Raw genomic sequence first — 19451 nt, 5'->3', positions numbered from 1 at the left:
CCCGCACTGGCGAGCCCGCCCCGGGTCCACGCCGGGGGAAGACCGCGCCGCAGTGCCCGGCGCACGCGCGTTGCTCGCGGTCTGGCCGCCGGCCAGGGCGGCTCGCCGCCCTCGGTGACCCGGGTTTCACCGTGGACGACGCCACCGCAGTGGCCCTGAAGCACTTCCGGCTGCCGGCCCGCCCGGCCTCCGCCGAGCCGGGTGGCCCGGGCGGAGGCCGACCGCGGCCTCCTGTTTTCCTGGTCGGCTTTCCTGGTCGGCTTTCCTGGTCGGCTTTCCTGGTCAGCGCTTCACGGGGCCTCCCGCGGCGCGCATCGACTTGGAGAGCGACTTCCACTTCTTCGCCCGGGCCGAGGCCAGTCGGGCGTCCGAGCGGGAGGCGATCCACTCGTTCTCGCGCTGGAGCTTGAGGTAGCTGTCCATCCGGCGCTGCGGCAGGGTGCCGTCGGCGAGCGCCGCCTGCACCGCGCAGCCGGGCTCGGTGTGGTGGCCGCAGTCATGGAAGCGGCAGTCCTCGGCCAGTCCGGCGATGTCGGCGAAGGCCAGGTCCACGCCCTCGCCACCGTAGAGGCCGACCTCGCGCAGCCCGGGGGTGTCGATGAGCACACCCCCGCCGGGCAGCGGGATCAGTTCACGGGTGGTCGTGGTGTGGCGGCCCTTCTGGTCGACCGATCGGGCCTCCTGGACGGCCATCGCCGTGACGCCGGCGAGCGCGTTGGTGAGCGTGGACTTGCCGACGCCGGACTGGCCGATCACGGCCGTGGTGCCGGGCGCGCAGGCGCGCAGCACGTCCATGCCCTCGCCCGTCCCGGCGCTGACCACGAGCACGGTGACACCGGGCGCGACCGCCTCGACGTCGGCGCGGATGAACTCGGCGTCGTCCACCAGGTCGGCCTTGGTGAGGACGACCAGGGGGTCGGCGCCGGACTCCCAGGCCAGGGCGAGGAAGCGCTCTATCCGGCCGAGGTCCGGATCGGCGGCGAGCGAGGCGGCGATCAGGACGGTGTCGACGTTGGCGGCGAGCACCTGGCCGTCGGAGCGCTTGCCGGCCACCTTGCGGATGATCGCGGTCGAGCGGGGCAGCAGTGCGGTGACTGCGGCCATCGGCTGGGCGTGGAGGTCCACGGCGGCCCAGTCGCCGGTGCACGGGCAGTTGATCATGTCGGCGTCGCCGACCGGGCGGGTGTCGAGCCGGACGGTGCGCGGCTCGCCCGTCTCCGGATCGGCGAGCACGGCGTCGCACTGGCCGCGGTCGACCCGGACGATCCGGGCCGGAATCAGCCCGGCCTCGGCGAGCGGGGTGAAGAGTTCGGCGAGCTCGGGCGTCCAGCCGTAGCCGGACAGCGGCAGCTCGTCAGAGAGGGAGCCAGAGGTGGAGGGGGACGACGAAGTGGAGGCAGCGTTGAACAACGCGGTGGGCCCTTCGGGAGGAGATGATCCCGGCGGGCTGCGGCTGGCGCGGAAAGGGTCAGCCGGCGGCCGGGAAGAGGAGGTGAACGCGAGTACTGCCCAAGGCAGCTATCGGGGCGACAACGACCACGGGGTTCACCTCCTGCTCTCTACTCCTCGGGCGGCCGTGAAGGCCCCCGATCTGGACGGGAGAAACGCTAGCGGGTCGGGGTGGCAGGGCCAACTGGTTTTTGACCTGCGGAAACGCGGTGAAGGGATCCACAGGGGGCCAGCATTGGACCTACAGAAGTGCGGGCCCTCGCTCAGGAACCCGCCGGAGCCGGCTACCCTCCGGAGCCGACTACCTTCCGGAGCCGACTACCCGCCGTACCGGTGCTTGAGGTTCGGGTCGTCCAGCCACCAGGGCCGCATCCCGGCCTCCTCCTCGGCCGGCAGCCCCGCCGCCTGCGCCCGCGCCGCGGCCTCCTCGAAACGGGCGTCGAGTTCGGCGTCCACCGCCTTGATCTCCTCCCGCCCCTGCACCACCATCCGCCGCACCAGCGCGGCCAGGAACGGCAGCCCGACCAGGTCGCCCAGCACCCAGAGCATGTTGCCGCCCCAGGTCTGGTCCTGCGCCAGGCTCGGCCCCCACGGCCGCCCGAGCGCCACGTAGTAGTGCTCGGCGACCAGGTGGCCGCCGTAGATCAGCACCAGCCCGAGCCCCGCGTCGAAGATCACCTCGGCGAAGGTGATGAACAGCCCGACCAGGTGCGGGTACTCGCGCCCGACCGGGTCGATCTGCAGCCGCGGCCAGAAGTACGCCAGGCCGAGCAGCACCAGCGCCAGGTGCAGCAGCACGTTCCCGAACGCGCTGGACACCGACTCCTCGTACCAGGGCGTGAAGTAGAGCAGCCACGGCGGGGCCATCAGCAGCGCGGTGGAGACGGCCGGGAACATCAGCACCTTGGACGGCCGGCTGCGCAGCGCCCGCAGGATGCGCTCGCGCCGGGCCGGCGGCGCGGCCGCGACCAGCAGCGAGACCGGCGCACCGAGGGCGAGCAGCAGCGGGACGAGCATCAGCAGCAGCACGACCTGGACGGCCCGGTCGGTGAACAGGATCCGCTCGTACACGCCGAGGCCGGAGCAGGTGCACCAGATCCACAGCAGCAGCCCGCCCAGGAAGGCGGCGGTGCGGGACGGTTGCCAGCGCTCGCCGCCCGCCCGGTGGACGGTGCGCACCGCGGCCAGGTACCAGCCGCCGAGCAGCACGGAGAGGGCGAGCACGAGCGGTTCGGCCGTCCACGAGGTGGCCAGGTCGGACCACTGCCAGGGCGGCGGTCCGCTGTAGGCGAGCACTCGCACCGCGCCGTCCATCCGTCCGCCCACCTCGTTCGCGCCCTGCCGCCGCCCGCGCCGTCCGGCGGTCCGTCGGACGCCGCGGACCGGACCGCGGCGCCCGGCCATGATGGCCTCCCGGCCGGGGCCCGCCGCGCCCGGGGCCCGCCTCTATACCTGCACCTGAACAAAGCTTTACCGAGCCCGGAAAAAGCTTTGCCCAGGCAAAGTTCAGGCCTCGACGGCCCCCGGACCGCAACCGGCGCAGGGGCGTGTTCGTCTGGCAGGATGCACCGTCGGCGATACCGGCCACGCGGGTGATGACAAGGGGACGACAAGGGTGCAAAGCACTGCACGCGGCGAGGGCCGCCGGCTGGCGGCGCGCCACCGCAACATCGAGCTGGGCCTGCTGGCGCTCGCGGTGGCCGTCTGTCTGGCGGGGCACGTCGACGCCGATCTGGCGCTGACCGGCAAAATGCCGCCCGGGCTGCTGGTCCACGGCCTGGCGCTGGGCGGCCTGGCCGGGGCGGCGCACCTGGCGGTGCGGCGGTTCGCCCCGTACGCGGATCCGCTGATCCTGCCGCTGGGCGTCTTCCTGACCGGCTTCGGGCTGATGCTGCTGGACCGGCTGGACATCTCCTACGCGGCGGCGCACGCGAGGAAGGGCGACTACCAGAAGCTCCCGGCCGCGCCCTCGCAGCTGATGTGGGTGTTCATCTCGGTCGCGGTGGCGATCGCGCTGATCGTGCTGATCAAGCACCACAGGTTCTTCCAGCGGTACGTGTACCTGCTGATGACGGGGGCGCTGATCCTGCTGGCGGCGCCCGCGTTCTTCCCGGGCCGGGCGGAGGACTTCGGCGCCAAGCGCTGGATCCGCCTGTTCGGGCTCTCCTTCGAGCCGGACGAGTTCGTGAAGGTCGCGATCACGATCTTCTTCGCCGGCTACCTGATGGCCTCCCGGGACGCGCTCGCGCTGGCCGGCCGGAAGATCTGGGGGATGACCCTGCCGCGCGGGCGGCACGTCGGCCCGGTGCTGGCGATCTGGGTGGTCAGCCTGCTGGTGCTGGTCTTCGAGCGCGACCTCGGCACCTCGCTGATCTTCTTCGGCGTCTTCGTCGTGATGCTGTACGCGGCGACCGAGCGCACCAGCTGGGTGGTGCTCGGCCTGCTGATGGCGGTCGGCGGCGCGGCCGTGGTCGGCACCGTGGAGCCGCACGTGCACGGGCGCGTCGAGGCCTGGCTGCACCCGCTCGACATCTACAAGGAGCACCACGACCCGGCGATCATCTCCGACCAGCCCGCCGAGGCGCTGTTCAGCCTGGGCACCGGGCACCTGACCGGGACGGGCCTGGGCTCGGGGCGGCCGTGGCTGATCGGCTTCGCCGGGCGCAGCGACTTCGTCTTCACCACGATCGGCGAGGAGCTGGGCCTGGCCGGGGTGACGGCGGTGCTGCTGGTGTACCTGCTGCTGGTCCAGCGCGGGCTGCGGACGGCGGTCGGGTTGACCGACCCGTTCGGCAAGCTGCTGGCGACGGGACTGTCGACGGCGCTGGCGCTGCAGGTGTTCGTGGTGGTCGGCGGGGTGAGCGGGCTGGTGCCGCTGACCGGCAAGGCGCTGCCGTTCCTGGCGGCGGGCGGCTCGTCGCTGCTGGCGAACTGGCTGATCGTGGCGCTGCTGATCAAGCTGAGCGACTCGGCCGGGCGCACGGCGCTGGAGCCGGCGCCGCCGAGCCCCGATCCGCTCCCGGCGCAGGCCGGGCCGGCGGGTCGGTCGGCGGCCCCGGGTGGTCCGGCCGCGATGGATCCGAGCCCGAACCCGACCGCGCCGAGCGGCCCGAACCCGACGGCCCCGGAGCTGACGCTCCCACGCCCGGCCGCCCCGGGCCCGGATCCGGATCCGGACCGGACCGAGGTCAACCCGGCCGCCCCGCACCCTCCGGCCGAGCAGTCCCCGTACGGGTACCACCCGGCCCCGCCGTCCCCCTTCCCGCCGAACCCGGCGACCGCCTGACCCACCGCCTGACCCACCGCCGGGCCCCGGGCCGCCCTCTGGGCAACGGGCGACGGCGAACCGGCGAACCGGCACCAGGAGACGACGAACGGCACAGGGCCTCCCCCGCATCCCGCGGGGGAGGCCCTGTGCCGTTCGTCGTGGTGCCGGAACCCTGCCCCTACTGCCGCTCCCACGGCGGCCGGGGCGGGTAGTCGGGCGCCCGCCGCTCCGGCGGCGGCCCGGACGGCCGGTCGCTGTCCGGCGGGGGCGGACCGGGCCGGTGGTGGGGCCCGCCGCGGGCGGTGAGGCGGCCGCGGACGTTGTCGGCGGCCAGGACGTCGGCCCAGCGCTCCGGGTACTCGGAGGGGACGTCGACGTCGTCGCCGTCCTCCTCGCCCCACTCCTCCTCGGCGCCTTCGGCGAGGCCGAGTTCGCGGGCGCGCCGGGCCCGTTCGGCGGCGCGCCGGGCGGCGACCTCGCGGACCACGGCGGCGGCGGCCTCCTCCTGGGCGCGCTCGTTCTCGGCGCGGGCGTCGGCGGTCTCCAGGGTGGGCCAGCGGCGGTCTATGGCGGCGTTCATGGCGGCGCCGATGAGGACGGCCAGGGCGACCACGAAGATCCACAGCAGTACGGCCACCGGCGCGGCCAGCGAGCCGTACACCGAGGGGACCTCGACCGAGCTGACCAGGTAGATCCGCAGGGCGACGCTGCAGACGACCAGCACCACGAGGGCGACCAGGGCGCCGGGGACGTCCTCGCGCCAGGGGGTGGAGACGGGGACGGCCAGGTGGTAGAGGGTGGTGAGGGAGACGATCAGCAGCACGATGGCGACCGGCCAGTAGGCGGCGCCGACCAGTCCGGCGACGCCGGGCACGGCGTTCTCGATGAGTCCGGGTCCGGCCATCAGCAGCGGCAGCACCAGGGAGCTGATGACGAGGGCGCCGAAGTAGAGGCCGAGGGACATCAGCCGGGTCTTGACGATGCCTCGCTTGCCGTCGAGCCCGTACATGACGGTGATGGTGTCGATGAAGATGTAGAGCGCTCTGGAGCCGGACCACAGCGACAGCAGGAAGCCGATCGAGACGAGGTCGGGCCGGGAGTGGGCGAAGACCTGGTCCAGCAGCGGCACCACGACCTCCTTGACGGACGAGTCCGACAGGACCGTCCCGGAGGCCGAGACGATGTCGTGCTTGAGCCGGTCGATGGTGCCGGCGCCGAGGAACTCGTCGAGGTAGCCGAGGGTGCCGGCCAGGCCGAGGAGCAGCGGTGGGATCGACAGCAGGGTGAAGAAGGCCGCCTCCGCGGCGAGTCCGGTGACCCGGTACTCGACGCAGGTGTTGGTGGTGTCCTTGACCAGCTCCCACGCCGTGCGGCGCCAGGCGGCCTGTTTGGCCGCGCGTCGGGAGCCCTTGCCCCGGCGCCGGGAGGGCCGTTCGGGGTTCGGTCTGCTCGTCTCGCCTGCTGCTTGCACGGGTCTAACGGTATCGGGCCGGGGCCGCGCGGTTGATCTCCCCCGGGGTACGGGCGCGTGGACGGACGTCGGGGCGGGGAGCGGCGGGGATCCCCGGCAGTCTCACATGTCGAAACCTCAGCGTCCGCCATCCGGATGTTAGTGGACCGCGAGTCCCGCGCCGTGCCAATCTCTTGCCATGCCGAGCGCCGGAACCACCCTAGTTGGTCGACTCCACGTCGATCTCCTTCGCGTGTCCAGCGCCATCTGTCCGGCGATCTGAGCCCACCCCGCCGCACCACCGCACCCGGCGCCACCCACCTCGCAGTCCCCGCTGGAGCGGACGCGCGGGCGCCCGGCCGGCCACGGTCACTGCTCTCCCCGGCCCTGGGAATACCCGCAGGTCACAGCAGCACCGCACCGCCACGCACCCCCAGCGACCCACCCGGCGTCAGAGCCATCTGCCCCGAAGGACTTCACCATGGCCACCACCCCCGAGACCGCCGAGCCCACGGCCGACCGCGCCGCCGCGCGCCGCCCCGCCGCGCCTCGCAAGGTGACCCGTCACCGCGGCGAGGGCCAGTGGGGCATGGGCCACTTCACCCCCCTGAACGCCAACGAGCAGTTCAAGAAGGACGACGACGGTCTCAACGTACGGACACGTATTGAGACGATCTACGCCCACCGGGGCTTCGACTCGATCGACCCCGCCGACCTGCGCGGCCGGATGCGCTGGTGGGGCCTGTACACCCAGCGCAAGGAGGGCATCGACGGCGGCAGGACCGCGATCCTGGAGCCGCACGAGCTCGACGCCGAGTACTTCATGCTGCGCGTGCGGGTCGACGGCGGCCGGCTGACCGTCGCCCAGCTGAAGGCGATCGCCGAGGTCTCCGAGCAGTACGCCCGCAACACCGCCGACCTGACCGACCGCCAGAACGTCCAGTACCACTGGATCCGGATCGAGGACGTCCCGGCGATCTGGCAGAAGCTGGAGGCCGTCGGCCTGTCCACCACCGAGGCCTGCGGCGACACCCCGCGCGTCATCCTCGGCTCCCCGGTGGCCGGCATCGCCGAGGACGAGATCATCGACGGCACCCCCGCCATCGAGGAGATCCAGCGGCGCTTCATCGGCAACAAGGACTTCTCCAACCTGCCGCGCAAGTTCAAGTCCGCCGTCTCCGGTTCCCCGCTGCTGGACGTCGCGCACGAGATCAACGACATCGCCTTCGTCGGCGTGGTCCACCCCGAGCACGGCCCCGGCTTCGACCTGTGGGTCGGCGGCGGGCTGTCCACCAACCCCAAGCTGGGCGTGCGCCTGGGCGCCTGGGTCCCGCTGGACGAGGTGGCCGACGTCTACGGCGGCGTCATCGGCATCTTCCGCGACTACGGCTACCGCCGGCTGCGCAACCGCGCCCGGCTGAAGTTCCTGGTCGCCGACTGGGGCGTGGAGAAGTTCCGCCAGGTGCTGGAGGACGAGTACCTCGCGTACCGGCTGGTCGACGGCCCCGCGCCGCAGGAGCCCAGCGGCCGCTGGCGCGACCACGTCGGCGTCCACCGGCAGAAGGACGGCCGGTACTACATCGGCTTCGCGCCGCGCGTCGGCCGGGTCGACGGCCGGCTGCTCGGCCAGATCGCCGACCTCGCCGCCGCGCACGGCAGCGACCGGCTGCGCACCACCGCCGAACAGAAGATGCTGGTCCTCGACATCGCCGAGGACCAGGTCGACTCGGTGGTGGCCGGCCTGGAAGCGCTGGACCTGCGGGTCACCCCGTCGCCGTTCCGCCGCGGCACCATGGCGTGCACCGGCATCGAGTACTGCAAGCTCGCCATCGTCGAGACCAAGGAGCGCGGCCGCACGCTCATCGACGAGCTGGAGAAGCGCCTGCCGGACTTCGCCGAACCGCTGACCATCAACATCAACGGCTGCCCGAACGCCTGTGCCCGCATCCAGGTCGCCGACATCGGCCTCAAGGGCCAGCTCGTCCCGGACGGCAACGGCGAGCAGGTCGAGGGCTACCAGGTGCACCTGGGCGGCGCGCTCGGCCTGGAGGCCGGGTTCGGCCGCAAGGTCCGCGGCCTCAAGGTCACCAAGGACGACCTGCCCGACTACGTCGAGCGCGTCCTGACCCGCTACCAGGCCGACCGCACCGAGGGCGAGCGCTTCGCCCAGTGGGCGGCCCGGGCCGGCGAGGAGCAGCTGTCGTGAGTGAGCGTGCCGCGCCGTTCTTCTGCCCGTACTGCGGGGACGAGGACCTGCGCCCCTCCGAGGCCGGGCACGGCGCCTGGGAGTGCCACGGGTGCCGTCGCGCCTTCCAGCTGAAGTTCCTCGGCCTGCTGTCCCCGACCGCCTCGACCGCCTCGACCGCGGCCAACTCGGCTTCGGCCGCCACGACTTCGGCCAACTCGACTGCGAACGACGGGGGTTCGTCCGGTGACCAGCGCGACGACTGACCACGAGGAGATAGCCGTCCGGGCCGGCCGCGAGCTGGAGGAGGCGACGCCCCAGGAGATCCTGGCCTGGGCCGCCGACACCTTCGGCCGCCGCTTCTGCGTCACCTCCTCGATGGAGGACGCGGTCGTCGCCCACCTCGCCTCCTCGGTGTTCCCCGGCGTGGACGTGGTGTTCCTGGACACCGGCTACCACTTCCCGGAGACCATCGGCACCCGGGACGCGGTGGCCGCGACCATGCCGGTCAACGTCATCACCCTCAGGCCGCTGCGCACCGTGGCCGAGCAGGACGCCGAGCACGGGCCGCACCTGCACGACCGCGACCCGGACCTGTGCTGCTCGCTGCGCAAGGTCGAGCCGCTCAACCGCGGCCTCGGCGGCTACGACGCCTGGGCGACCGGGCTGCGCCGCGACGAGTCCCCGAGCCGGGCGGACACCCCGGTGGTGTCCTGGGACGCCCGGCGCCGCAAGGTCAAGATCGCCCCGATCGCCCGGTGGACGCAGGAGGACGTGGACGCCTACGTCACCGCCCACGGGGTGCTGCTCAACCCGCTGCTGTGGGAGGGCTACACCTCGATCGGCTGCTCGCCGCTGTCCTGCACCCGCAAGCCCGCCGAGGGCGAGGACGCCCGGGCCGGGCGCTGGTCCGGCTCCGGCAAGACCGAGTGCGGCATCCACCTCTGACCCACCCCCCACTACCGACGAAGGACTTGAGACTGTGACAGCTCACACCCGGGCCGCCGACGGAGCCGCGGAGGCGGCCCCCGCGGCCGCCCCCTGCGAGCGCGGCGCCACCGTGTGGCTGACCGGGCTGCCGAGCGCGGGCAAGACCACGCTCGCCTTCGCGCTGGCCGGACGGCTGCGCGCCGAGGGCCACCGGGTCGAGGTCCTGGACGGCGACGAGATCCGCGAGTTCCTCTCCAAGGGCCTCGGCTTCACCCGCGAGGACCGGCACACCAACGTGACCCGGATCGGCTTCGTCGCCGAGAAGCTCGCCGCCCACGGCGTCAAGGTGCTCGCCCCGGTGATCGCCCCGTTCGCCGACTCGCGCGCCGCGGTGCGCGAGCGGCACGCGGCGGCCGGCACCGAGTTCCTGGAGGTCCACGTCGCCACCCCGGTCGAGCTGTGCGCCGAACGCGACGTCAAGGGCCTGTACGCCAAGCAGGCCGCCGGGCAGCTGGCCGGCCTCACCGGCGTGGACGACCCGTACGAGGCGCCGGAGAAGCCGGAGCTGCGGATCCAGACGCAGGGCCGCGCGGTCGCCGAGTCCGCCGCCGAGCTGCACGCCTTCCTGACCGAGAGGGGTCTCGCATGACCACCGCGACCGACGGCCCGCTCCGCACCGCCGACGCCCAGAACCAGCCGGCCAGGGGCCCTTTCGCGCTGTCCCACCTGGACGTGCTGGAGGCCGAGTCGGTGCACGTCTTCCGCGAGGTCGCGGGGGAGTTCGAGCGCCCGGTGATCCTCTTCTCGGGCGGCAAGGACTCCATCGTCATGCTGCACCTGGCACTCAAGGCCTTCCACCCGGCCGCCGTGCCGTTCTCGCTGCTGCACGTCGACACCGGCCACAACTTCCCCGAGGTGATCGCCTACCGCGACCGCGTCGTGGCCGAGCACGGCCTGCGCCTGCACGTCGCCCACGTCCAGGACTTCATCGACGACGGCCGGCTGCGCGAGCGCCCGGACGGCACCCGCAACCCGCTGCAGACCGTCCCGCTGCTCGACGCCATCGAGACGAACCGCTTCGACGCGGTGTTCGGCGGCGGGCGCCGCGACGAGGAGAAGGCCCGCGCCAAGGAGCGGGTGTTCTCCCTGCGCGACGAGTTCGGCGCCTGGGACCCGCGCCGCCAGCGCCCCGAGCTGTGGTCGCTGTACAACGGCCGGCACGCCGTCGGCGAGCACGTGCGCGTCTTCCCGCTGTCCAACTGGACCGAGCTGGACGTCTGGCAGTACATCGAGCGCGAGGGCATCGACCTCCCGGAGATCTACTACGCCCACGAGCGGGACGTCTTCTCCCGCGGCGGCATGTGGCTGACCGCCGGCAAGTGGGGCGGCCCCAGGGAGAACGAGCCCGTCGAGCGGCGGCTGATCCGCTACCGCACCGTCGGCGACATGTCCTGCACCGGCGCCGTCGACTCGGACGCCACCGACATCCAGGCCGTGATCGCCGAGATCGCCGCCAGCCGCCTCACCGAGCGCGGCGCGACGCGGGCCGACGACAAGCTGTCCGAGGCCGCGATGGAAGACCGCAAGCGCGAGGGGTACTTCTAACGATGACCAGCACCACCCAGGAAGCAACCGCCACGTCGCTGCTGCGCTTCGCCACCGCCGGATCCGTCGACGACGGCAAGTCCACCCTGGTCGGCCGCCTGCTGCACGACTCCAAGTCCGTGCTCGCCGACCAGCTGGAGGCCGTCGAACGCGTCTCGCTGGGCCGCGGCCAGGAAGCGCCCGACCTCGCGCTGCTCACCGACGGCCTGCGCGCCGAGCGCGAGCAGGGCATCACCATCGACGTGGCCTACCGCTACTTCGCCACCCCCCGGCGGCGGTTCATCCTCGCCGACACCCCCGGGCACGTGCAGTACACCCGCAACATGGTGACCGGCGCCTCCACCGCCGAACTGGCCGTGGTACTGGTCGACGCCCGCAACGGCGTCGTCGAGCAGACCCGCCGGCACGCCGCCGTCGCCGCGCTGCTGCGGGTGCCGCACGTGGTGCTGGCCGTCAACAAGATGGACCTGGTCGACTACGCCGAGCCCGTCTTCGCCGCCATCGCCGAGGAGTTCACCGCCTACGCCGCCTCGCTCGGCGTGGGCGACGTGGTGGCCGTGCCGATCTCCGCCCTCGCGGGGGACAACGTCGTCGAGCCGTCCGCGCACATGGACTGGTACGGCGGCCCGACCCTGCTGGAGCACCTGGAGACCGTCCCGGTCGGCAGCGACCCGGGCGCCGAGCCGGCCCGCTTCCCGGTCCAGTACGTGATCCGCCCGCAGAGCGAGGAGCACCCCGACTACCGCGGCTACGCCGGGCAGTTGGCCTCCGGCGTGCTGCGGGTCGGCGACCCGGTGACGGTACTGCCCTCGGGCCACACCACCACCGTCGCCGGGATCGACGCGCTCGGCCGCGAGACGGACCTCGCCTGGGCACCCCAGTCGGTCACCATCCGGCTCGCCGACGACCTCGACGTCTCCCGCGGCGACCTGATCGCGGCCGGCGTGATCCCCGCGCCCACCAGGGACATCGAGGCCACCGTCAGCCACCTCTACGAGCGCCCGCTGCGCGCCGGCGACAAGGTCCTGCTCAAGCACACCACCCGCACCGTGCGCGCGCTGGTCAAGGACATCACCTACCGCATCGCTCTGCCGACCAAGGCGGGCGACACCCTCGAACAGCGCTCCGGCGCCGAGGGGTTGAACGTCAACGACCTCGGCCACGTGGTGCTGCGCACCGCCGAGCCGCTGGCACTCGACGCCTACTCCGACAACCGCCGCACCGGCTCGTTCCTGCTGATCGACCCGGCCGACGGCACCACCCTCACCGCCGGCATGGCGGGCGAGGCCTTCGCGACCGTACGCGCCACCGAACCCGCTGAGGAGGACTGGGTCTGATGCCCAGCGAGGCGTTCTCGGACATGGACAAGGAAGGCGGCCGCATCGGCAGCGGCGTCCTCGGCAGCGGCCAGGGCGGCCTGACCCGATGTGCGGGCCGACAGCGCTGAGTTGCGACCCCCGGCCGCCCCGACGGGCGACCGCCACGTCCCCGAGACCGCCTCCTGACGGTCCGTCGATGAACAGGACTTCACCATGGCCCCGAACCCGGCCCTCTCGCATACCCGTGCCCGCCCCGACGCCGGCCGGATCAGACGCTCCGCGGTGGCCGCGGTGGCCGGCCTGACCGCCGTGACCCTGCTGTCCGCGTGCAGCTACGGCTCCAAGGCGGACGACAAGAAGGCGGGCGCCGACTCCGCCGCCAGTTCGGCCGGCGCCTCCGGCGCGAAGCTGTCCGCGGACACCGTGAAGATCGGGTACTTCGCGAACCTGACCCACGGCACCGCCCTGGTCGGCCTCCAGGAGGGGCTGTTCCAGAAGGAGTTGGGCGCCACCCAGATCAAGACCCAGGTCTTCAACGCGGGCCCGTCCGAGATCGAGGCGCTCAACGCCGGCTCCATCGACATCGGCTGGATCGGCCCCTCCCCCGCGATCAACGGCTACACCAAGTCCGACGGCCAGTCCCTGAAGATCATCGGCGGCTCGGCCTCCGGCGGGGTCAAGCTGGTGGTCAACCCGGACAAGATCCCCTCGCTGGACGACCTCAGGGGCAAGAAGATCGCCACCCCGCAGCTGGGCAACACCCAGGACGTGGCGCTGCTCAACTACCTGGCCGGCAAGGGCTTCAAGGTCGACGCGGCGTCCGGTGCCGGCGACGTCTCGGTGGTGCGCACGGACAACAAGGTCACCCCCGACGCCTACCGACAGGGCTCCATCGACGGCGCCTGGGTGCCCGAGCCCACCGCCTCCAAGCTGGTCACCCTCGGCGCGAAGGTCCTGCTCAACGAGAAGGACGTCTGGCCGGACAAGAAGTTCGTGATCACCAACATCATCGTCTCGCAGAAGTTCCTCAAGGAGCACCCGGACGTGGTGGAGGCCGTGCTGCGCGGCTCGGTGAACACCAACGCCTTCATCAAGGCCAACCCGGACAAGGCCAAGGCCGACGCCAACGACGCGATCAAGAAGGAGGCCGGCAACGCGCTGGAGCCGGCCATCCTCGACCCGGCCTGGGCCGACATCGACTTCCTCGACGACCCGCTGGCGAACACCCTCCAGGCCGAGGCCGACCACGCCGTCACCGCCGGGCTGCTCAAGAAGCCCAACCTGAACGGCATCTACGACCTCACCCTGCTCGACAAGGTGCTCGCGGCCAAGGGCCAGGGCCCCGTGGCGGACGCCGGACTCGGCGCCAAGTAGCGCCACCCGGCTCCGAAACGGCACCGAGCGGTGCCGAGTAACGCCGAGCCGCGCCGAGTCCGCCCCCGACTCCGCGGTCCGGACCCCCGCCCGCCCGGTCGATCCGCGATCGATGCCCACCGGGACGGGCGGGGCCGGGCCCCGGCCCCGCTCCGCCAGCCCTCAGCCAGACCACTCACGCAGGAGGTGCCCGGATGACACCGGCACTGACCACCTCGGCGGACACCGCCGGCGCCGACGCCGGCGGCGCCGCGCCCGCCGTCCGGATCTCGCACGTGCACAAGTCCTTCGGCCGCCCGGGCACGCAGACCCACGTCCTGGACGACATCACCCTCGACGTCGCGCCCGGCGAGTTCGTCACCCTGCTCGGCGCCTCGGGCTGCGGCAAGTCCACCCTGCTCAACCTGGTCGCCGGCCTCGACCAGCCCACCGCCGGCGCCATCGAGGTGCCGGGCGGCCGTCCCGCGCTGATGTTCCAGGAGCACGCGCTGTTCCCCTGGCTCACCGCCGGCCGCAACATCGAACTCGCCCTCAAGCTGGCCGGCGTCCCCCGCCCCGAGCGCCGCGCCGAAGCCGAGCGCCTGCTCGAACTCGTCCGCCTCAAGGGCTCGTACGGCAAGCGCGTGCACGAGCTGTCCGGCGGCATGCGCCAGCGCGTCGCGATGGCCCGCGCGCTCGCCCAGGGCAGCCAGGTGCTGCTGATGGACGAGCCGTTCGCCGCGCTCGACGCCATCACCCGCGACGTGCTGCACGACGAGATCACCCGGATCTGGGCCGAGCGGCAGCTGTCCGTCCTGTTCGTCACCCACAACGTGCGCGAGGCCGTGCGCCTGGCCCAGCGCGTCGTCCTGCTCTCCTCCCGCCCCGGCCGGGTCGCCCGCGAGTGGCGGATCGACCTGCCGCAGCCGCGCCGCATCGAGTCCACCGGCGTCGCCGACCTGTCCATCGAGATCACCGAAGAACTGCGTGGGGAGATCCGTCGCCATGGCCAGCACTGACAGCACCCCGGTCCTGGAGAAGACCGACAAGGCCGACAGGACCGACAGGGCCGCCGCCACGGACACCGCCGGTGTCGGCGCCGGCCTGGACGCCCTCGACGCCGTCTCCGCCCAGCGCGGCTCGCTCGGCGAGGCGCTGCGGACCAAGGCCCTGCCGCCACTGATCGGCGTCCTCGTGGTGCTCGCCCTGTGGCAGGGCGCCTACAGCCTGCACCTCACCTCCGCCTACAAGCTGCCCAGCCCGACCGACGTGTGGCACTCCGCCCAGGAGCTCTGGTACCAGGGCACGCTGTTCTCGATCATCTGGACCAGCGTCTGGCGCGGCCTGTCCGGCTTCCTGCTCGCCGGCGTCATCGGCACCCCGATCGGGCTGGTCGTCGCCCGCGTCCGGCCGGTGCGCACCGCCATCGGCCCGGTCCTCCAGGGCCTGCAGTCGCTGCCCTCGGTCGCCTGGGTGCCGGCCGCGGTCATCTGGCTCGGCATCAACGACCAGATGATGTACGCGGTGATCCTGCTCGGCGCCGTCCCCTCCATCGCCAACGGCCTGGTCGCCGGCATCGACCAGGTGCCGCCGCTGTTCCTGCGCGCCGGACGCACCATCGGCGCCACCGGCCTCACCGGCGCCCGGCTCGTGCTGATCCCCGCCGCGCTGCCCGGCTACCTGGCCGGCCTCAAGCAGGGCTGGGCGTTCTCCTGGCGCTCCCTGATGGCCGCCGAACTCGTCGCCTCCTCCCCCGACCTCGGCCGGGGCCTGGGCCGGTTCCTGGAGGACCAGCGCGAGTTCTCCGACATGTCCGGGGTGCTGCTCGGCATCATCCTGATCCTGTTCGTCGGCATCGCCATCGAACTGCTCGTCTTCACCCCGGTCGAGCGCCGGGTGCTGCGCAACCGCGGCCTGCTGGCCGCCGTCAAGTAAGGCCGACGCCGATGCCCGCCCTCCTGCTGATCGCCCACGGCAGCCGCGACCCGCGGCACGCCGCGACCGTGGCCGCACTGGTCCAGGAGGTGCGGGCGCTGCGCCCCGGGCTGGACGTCGCCACCGCCTACCTGGACCACTGCGCGCCGCGCATCCCGCAGGTCGTCGGGCGGCTCGACGACGCGGTGGCCGTCCCGCTGCTGCTCAACCGGGCCTACCACGCCAAGCACGACGTCCCGGCCGCCCTGCGCACGGCCGGCGCGGCCCTGCCCGTCGCCGCCGTCCTGGGCCCGTCGCCGCTGCTGCTCGCCGCCCTGGACCGCCGCCTCGCCGAAGCCGGGGTGGACGTGCGCTCGGCCGCCGTCCGGGCCCGCACCGGCGTGGTGCTCGCGGCGGCCGGCTCCTCCGACCCGGCCGCCGACGCCGCCACCCGCGCGGTGGCCACCACGTGGCGCCGCGGCCGCGGCTGGGCCGCCGTCGAGGTGGCCTACGCCTCCGCCACCGGCCCGCGCGTGCCCGACGCCCTGGCCGCCCTGCGCGCCGCGGGCGCCGCCCGCACCGCCGTCTCCCCCTACCTGCTGGCCCCGGGCCTCCTGCCCGACCGCATCGCCGAGGCCGCCGCCGGAGCGGACGCCGTCGCCGCCGTCCTGGGCCCCGCCCCCGAACTGGCCGTCCTCCTCCTGGAGCGCTACGACGAGGCGCGTGCGGCCGCCACGATGCCCCGGACGCTCACCGCCTGACCACGGGGCCGGCTCACCCGTGATCGAGGACGCTGTGCTCGCTCAGGTCGGCGGCGTGCCGCGCCACCGTGCGGTAGCCCGCATCGTCGTGGAGGACCGTGAGGCCGTGGTGCGCGGCCGTCGCCGCGATCATGAGGTCGACCGCGGAGGCACTACGGTGCTGCCCGGCGAGGGCCGTGCGCCGCTGAACCGTGTCGATCCAGCGCCCAGCGTTCTTCGGTACCGAGACGTCCGGGTACAGGTCGGCGAACATCTCGGTGATCTCGTCGTACTCCCGGCCTCTGCGCGCGTTGTGCAGAAACTCCGCGCGCTGCGGGTAGCACGACGCGATCGACCCCGCGTCGATCGCGTCGTACCAGACGGCCAGGAGCTTGGGCTCGCCCAACAACCGGACGAGTCCGGAGGTGTCGAGGAGATAGATCACCGGGCGTCCTTCTCCGCTCGGTGCATCCGCTCTGCGTCCTCGACGGCTCCCCAGTGCCGAGCCCGCTCGAAATGCCGGCTGATCCGGGCAGCACGTTCCTGCCGCTCGGCGTAGAAGCGCAGTGCCAGGTTGACGGCGTCCTTCTTGGTCCGAACTCCGGCGAGCGTCATTGCTCGTTCCAGCGCGTCGTCATCGATGTCGATCTGTGTCACGGACATCCGGATACCTCCGTCGATCGATGGTGGTGATGTACATAGCACTGCACATGACCAACATCAACGGAGATTCGCCCGGGTCGGACCGCCGCGGGGTGATGGTGTCCGTCGGACAGCCGGGCCCACGACGAGACGGCCCGGCCCCCTCGGTGCGAGGGGGCCGGGCCGTCGGGCGGTCGCCGGGGATCAGTCGATGGCGCGGCGCTGGCGGCCGGTGCCGTAGTTGGAGCCGGACTTGGCGCCGCTGCCGGGCTTGGCGCGGCCGGAGGAGCGGCCGATGAAGCCGGCCGCCTGGGGGCGGTCGCCCTGGGCGGCGGCGCCGCCCATGCGCTGCTTGGGGCGGGGGCGGCGCGGGTTGCCGTTCATGTCGACGTCGGCGGGCAGCGCGGAGCGCTTGCCAGGGCGGCGGCGCGGGTTGCCGGACTTGGCGTCGGCCTTGGCGGCGGGGGCCTCGGCGGGCGCGGGGACGGCGACGGCGACCGCGACGCCGCTGGGGGTGCGGGCACCGGTGATCTTGGCGAGGTCGGCGTCGCCGGGGCGGACCTTGGTGACGGTGGGGCGGATGCCCGCGACCGTCATCAGCCGGTTGACCTCGCGGCGCTGCTCGGGCAGGACGAGGGTGACGACGGTGCCGGACTCGCCGGCCCGGGCGGTGCGTCCGCCGCGGTGCAGGTAGTCCTTGTGGTCGACCGGCGGGTCGACGTTGACGACCAGGTCGAGGCCTTCGATGTGGATGCCTCGGGCGGCGACGTTGGTGGCGATCAGCGCGGTGACGTGGCCGTCGCGGAACTGGTCGAGGACCCGGTTGCGCTGCGGCTGGGACTTGCCGCCGTGCAGGGCCGCGGCCCGGACGCCGGTGGCGAGCAGCTGCTTGGTGAGGCGGTCGGCGCCGTGCTTGGTGTGCACGAACATGATCACGCGCCCGTCGCGGGAGGCGATGTGCGCGGTGGTGGACGCCTTGTCGGCCTGGTCCAGCTGGAGGACGTGGTGGTCCATGGTGGTGACCGCGCCGGCCGACGGGTCGACCGAGTGGGTGACCGGGTCGGTGAGGAAGCGCTTGACCAGGCGGTCGACGTTGCGGTCCAGGGTCGCGGAGAACAGCATCCGCTGCCCGCCCTCGGCGACCTGCTCCAGCAGCTTGCTGACCTGCGGGAGGAAGCCCATGTCGGCCATCTGGTCGGCCTCGTCGAGGACGGTGATGGCGACGTCGGACAGGTTGACGTCACCGCGGCCGATCAGGTCGTCGAGCCGGCCGGGGGTGGCGACCAGGACCTCGGTGCCACGGCGGACGGCGTTGGCCTGGCGGTTGATCGACATGCCGCCGACGACGGTGGTGATCCGCAGGTTGACGGCGGTCGCGTAGGGGGTGAGCGCGTCGGTGACCTGCTGGGCGAGCTCGCGGGTGGGCACCAGGACGAGCGCCAGCGGGTAGCGGGCGACGGCGCGGCGCCCGGCGGTGCGGGCGAGCAGCGGCAGGCCGAAGGCGAGGGTCTTGCCGGAGCCGGTACGGCCGCGGCCGAGCACGTCGCGGCCGGCGATCGAGTCGGGCAGCGTGGCGCCCTGGATCGGGAACGGCGCGGTGACGCCTTCGCGGGTGAGCGTGCTGAGGATGCCCTTGGGCAGGTCCAGTTCGGCGAAGGTGTCCGCCGGGGGCCGGGCCGGGGTGCCCTCGACGACGGTGAAGTCGGCGGCCTCGGGCACGGCGGCGGCGCGGGTGTTCTTGGGGGCGCCGGTGCGGCCGCGCGGCTTGCGGGCGCGCTCGGCGTCGCCGGTGGCGCGCGGGTTCTCGCCACGGCGGGCGCGGTCGCCGGCGCCGGTGCGACCGGCGTTCTCGCCGCGGCCGGCGCCGGCGCTGCGGCGCGGGTTCTCGCCGCGGCGGGCCTGGTCGGTAGTGCGGGCGGCGCGGTCACGCGGCGGGCGGGCAGGGGTGGTCACGAAGTCTCCGTACGTCGGTCGGCAGCCCCGGGTGGGGGCTGGTCGGCCGTCGGTAGGAAACTCGCCGCCCCGGCCGTACGGCGGCATGCGCGGGGGCCCGCACCGTGTGGTACGGGCCCCCGCTTCGCGAGATCGCGAGTCAGCGTGGAGGCTGACGTCAGCCGATGACGCGGATGTTCTCGGCCTGCGGGCCCTTCTGGCCCTGGGTCACGTCGAACTCGACGGCCTGGCCCTCAACGAGCTCACGGAAGCCGTTGGCCTGGATGTTCGAGTAGTGCGCGAACACATCCGGGCCGCCCTCGGCCTGCTCGATGAAGCCGAAGCCCTTTTCGCTGTTGAACCACTTCACGGTGCCGGTAGCCATAACCGTCTCCTCAAAAAACTGGGGCATCAGGGATTCACACCGCGTGAACCCCGGAGTAGCCGCGATCCCCATCCGGAGACTGAAACACCGGACAAAACAAATGCGCCTGTTGGTTGGACCAGCAGGCGCACACATGCGTTCATGGGAACCAAAACTGCAACTGAGTCGACTGTAGCACGGCGACACCCCGATTGACCGGGGACTTTTGTGCTCAACAGATCACGTTTGACGGCCAGGGAAAGGGGGCAAGCGGCGCCCCGCCGAAGCGGGACGCCGCCT

Annotated in this window: 19 protein-coding genes; 12 read left to right on the top strand and 7 right to left on the bottom strand. The window is 72.9% G+C overall.

Annotation, left to right across the window (positions count from 1 at the left end):
* Positions 1-282: 282 nt before the first annotated feature.
* Positions 283-1410, bottom strand: a complete 1128-nt coding sequence (gene rsgA, locus ACIOGZ_RS30650; RefSeq protein WP_363584105.1) for a ribosome small subunit-dependent GTPase A — start codon at positions 1408-1410, stop codon at positions 283-285.
* Between the two features lie 357 nt (positions 1411-1767).
* A complete protein-coding gene (locus tag ACIOGZ_RS30645) occupies positions 1768-2853 on the bottom strand; it encodes a cytochrome c oxidase assembly protein (protein ID WP_400810783.1) in 1086 nt (361 codons plus the stop codon).
* A 211-nt stretch (positions 2854-3064) separates the two neighbouring features.
* On the opposite strand from ACIOGZ_RS30645, the gene ACIOGZ_RS30640 reads away from it, so the two are divergent.
* Positions 3065-4735 carry an FtsW/RodA/SpoVE family cell cycle protein gene (locus ACIOGZ_RS30640; RefSeq protein ID WP_400810785.1) on the top strand — a complete coding sequence of 557 codons (1671 nt, stop codon included), beginning with the start codon at positions 3065-3067 and terminating at the stop codon, positions 4733-4735.
* Between the two features lie 160 nt (positions 4736-4895).
* On the opposite strand, the gene ACIOGZ_RS30635 is transcribed toward ACIOGZ_RS30640, so the two are convergent.
* The gene (locus ACIOGZ_RS30635) at positions 4896-6188 is read right to left on the bottom strand and encodes a YihY/virulence factor BrkB family protein (protein ID WP_363584111.1); all 1293 of its coding nucleotides are present in this window, start codon (positions 6186-6188) and stop codon (positions 4896-4898) included.
* A gap of 178 nt (positions 6189-6366) precedes the next feature.
* Between ACIOGZ_RS30635 and ACIOGZ_RS30630 the strand changes: the two genes are divergently transcribed.
* From ACIOGZ_RS30630 to ACIOGZ_RS30580, 11 genes are all read left to right on the top strand, one after another.
* Positions 6367-6450, top strand: coding sequence for a putative leader peptide (locus ACIOGZ_RS30630; RefSeq protein ID WP_347878562.1), 84 nt, complete (start codon positions 6367-6369; stop codon positions 6448-6450).
* 198 nt (positions 6451-6648) lie between these two features.
* Positions 6649-8373 (top strand): nitrite/sulfite reductase, encoded by a 1725-nt coding sequence (locus ACIOGZ_RS30625; protein ID WP_363584113.1) that lies wholly within the window; start codon positions 6649-6651, stop codon positions 8371-8373.
* On the top strand, positions 8370-8618 hold the full coding sequence (locus tag ACIOGZ_RS30620) for a hypothetical protein (RefSeq protein ID WP_400988534.1): 249 nt from the start codon (positions 8370-8372) through the stop codon (positions 8616-8618). Before ACIOGZ_RS30625 ends, ACIOGZ_RS30620 begins: the two co-directional genes overlap by 4 nt.
* Positions 8599-9300, top strand: a complete 702-nt coding sequence (locus ACIOGZ_RS30615; protein ID WP_363630249.1) for a phosphoadenylyl-sulfate reductase — start codon at positions 8599-8601, stop codon at positions 9298-9300. Before ACIOGZ_RS30620 ends, ACIOGZ_RS30615 begins: the two co-directional genes overlap by 20 nt.
* A gap of 34 nt (positions 9301-9334) precedes the next feature.
* Positions 9335-9931 carry an adenylyl-sulfate kinase gene (cysC, locus tag ACIOGZ_RS30610; protein WP_363630250.1) on the top strand — a complete coding sequence of 199 codons (597 nt, stop codon included), beginning with the start codon at positions 9335-9337 and terminating at the stop codon, positions 9929-9931.
* The gene (gene cysD, locus ACIOGZ_RS30605; protein ID WP_400988492.1) at positions 9928-10887 is read left to right on the top strand and encodes a sulfate adenylyltransferase subunit CysD; all 960 of its coding nucleotides are present in this window, start codon (positions 9928-9930) and stop codon (positions 10885-10887) included. Before cysC ends, cysD begins: the two co-directional genes overlap by 4 nt.
* 2 nt (positions 10888-10889) lie before the next feature.
* Complete coding sequence (locus ACIOGZ_RS30600) at positions 10890-12224, top strand: GTP-binding protein (RefSeq protein ID WP_363630252.1); 1335 nt, start codon at positions 10890-10892, stop codon at positions 12222-12224.
* A gap of 195 nt (positions 12225-12419) precedes the next feature.
* Positions 12420-13580: an aliphatic sulfonate ABC transporter substrate-binding protein gene (locus tag ACIOGZ_RS30595; RefSeq protein WP_400810789.1), complete on the top strand. Its 1161-nt coding sequence runs from the start codon at positions 12420-12422 to the stop codon at positions 13578-13580.
* Positions 13581-13774: 194 nt separating this feature from the next.
* Positions 13775-14578: an ABC transporter ATP-binding protein gene (locus tag ACIOGZ_RS30590; RefSeq protein ID WP_363630256.1), complete on the top strand. Its 804-nt coding sequence runs from the start codon at positions 13775-13777 to the stop codon at positions 14576-14578.
* Positions 14565-15494 carry an ABC transporter permease gene (locus ACIOGZ_RS30585; protein WP_400810792.1) on the top strand — a complete coding sequence of 310 codons (930 nt, stop codon included), beginning with the start codon at positions 14565-14567 and terminating at the stop codon, positions 15492-15494. The genes ACIOGZ_RS30590 and ACIOGZ_RS30585 overlap by 14 nt, the downstream gene beginning before the upstream one ends.
* Positions 15495-15505: 11 nt before the next feature.
* Positions 15506-16234: a sirohydrochlorin chelatase gene (locus tag ACIOGZ_RS30580; protein ID WP_400988490.1), complete on the top strand. Its 729-nt coding sequence runs from the start codon at positions 15506-15508 to the stop codon at positions 16232-16234.
* 13 nt (positions 16235-16247) lie between these two features.
* Here ACIOGZ_RS30580 and ACIOGZ_RS30575 read toward each other — a convergent pair whose 3' ends face one another.
* The 4 genes from ACIOGZ_RS30575 to ACIOGZ_RS30560 form a co-directional block, all read right to left on the bottom strand.
* Positions 16248-16658 carry a PIN domain-containing protein gene (locus ACIOGZ_RS30575; protein WP_400988488.1) on the bottom strand — a complete coding sequence of 137 codons (411 nt, stop codon included), beginning with the start codon at positions 16656-16658 and terminating at the stop codon, positions 16248-16250.
* On the bottom strand, positions 16655-16876 hold the full coding sequence (locus ACIOGZ_RS30570) for a type II toxin-antitoxin system VapB family antitoxin (protein WP_350881630.1): 222 nt from the start codon (positions 16874-16876) through the stop codon (positions 16655-16657). The genes ACIOGZ_RS30575 and ACIOGZ_RS30570 overlap by 4 nt, the downstream gene beginning before the upstream one ends.
* A gap of 183 nt (positions 16877-17059) precedes the next feature.
* Positions 17060-18808: a DEAD/DEAH box helicase gene (locus ACIOGZ_RS30565; RefSeq protein WP_400988487.1), complete on the bottom strand. Its 1749-nt coding sequence runs from the start codon at positions 18806-18808 to the stop codon at positions 17060-17062.
* A 157-nt stretch (positions 18809-18965) separates the two neighbouring features.
* Positions 18966-19172, bottom strand: a complete 207-nt coding sequence (locus tag ACIOGZ_RS30560; RefSeq protein ID WP_350881634.1) for a cold-shock protein — start codon at positions 19170-19172, stop codon at positions 18966-18968.
* Positions 19173-19451: the final 279 nt, after the last annotated feature.

Origin of the sequence: Kitasatospora sp. NPDC088160, from assembly GCF_044741445.1 — a bacterium.
Lineage (GTDB): Bacteria > Actinomycetota > Actinomycetes > Streptomycetales > Streptomycetaceae > Kitasatospora.
The sequence above is the reverse complement of the archived record's forward strand: the minus strand, read 5'-3'. Positions and strand labels throughout refer to the sequence as shown.

Bases quoted from the DNA above. Each gene is read 5' to 3' on its own strand.
- ACIOGZ_RS30645 (WP_400810783.1), bottom strand. From the start codon at position 2,853: ATGGCCGGGCGCCGCGGTCCGGTCCGCGGCGTCCGACGGACCGCCGGA.
- ACIOGZ_RS30630 (WP_347878562.1), top strand. From the start codon at position 6,367: ATGCCGAGCGCCGGAACCACCCTAGTTGGTCGACTCCACGTCGATCTC.
- ACIOGZ_RS30625 (WP_363584113.1), top strand. From the start codon at position 6,649: ATGGCCACCACCCCCGAGACCGCCGAGCCCACGGCCGACCGCGCCGCC.
- cysD (WP_400988492.1), top strand. From the start codon at position 9,928: ATGACCACCGCGACCGACGGCCCGCTCCGCACCGCCGACGCCCAGAAC.
- ACIOGZ_RS30600 (WP_363630252.1), top strand. From the start codon at position 10,890: ATGACCAGCACCACCCAGGAAGCAACCGCCACGTCGCTGCTGCGCTTC.
- ACIOGZ_RS30595 (WP_400810789.1), top strand. From the start codon at position 12,420: ATGGCCCCGAACCCGGCCCTCTCGCATACCCGTGCCCGCCCCGACGCC.
- ACIOGZ_RS30590 (WP_363630256.1), top strand. From the start codon at position 13,775: ATGACACCGGCACTGACCACCTCGGCGGACACCGCCGGCGCCGACGCC.
- ACIOGZ_RS30585 (WP_400810792.1), top strand. From the start codon at position 14,565: ATGGCCAGCACTGACAGCACCCCGGTCCTGGAGAAGACCGACAAGGCC.
- ACIOGZ_RS30580 (WP_400988490.1), top strand. From the start codon at position 15,506: ATGCCCGCCCTCCTGCTGATCGCCCACGGCAGCCGCGACCCGCGGCAC.
- ACIOGZ_RS30570 (WP_350881630.1), bottom strand. From the start codon at position 16,876: ATGTCCGTGACACAGATCGACATCGATGACGACGCGCTGGAACGAGCA.
- ACIOGZ_RS30560 (WP_350881634.1), bottom strand. From the start codon at position 19,172: ATGGCTACCGGCACCGTGAAGTGGTTCAACAGCGAAAAGGGCTTCGGC.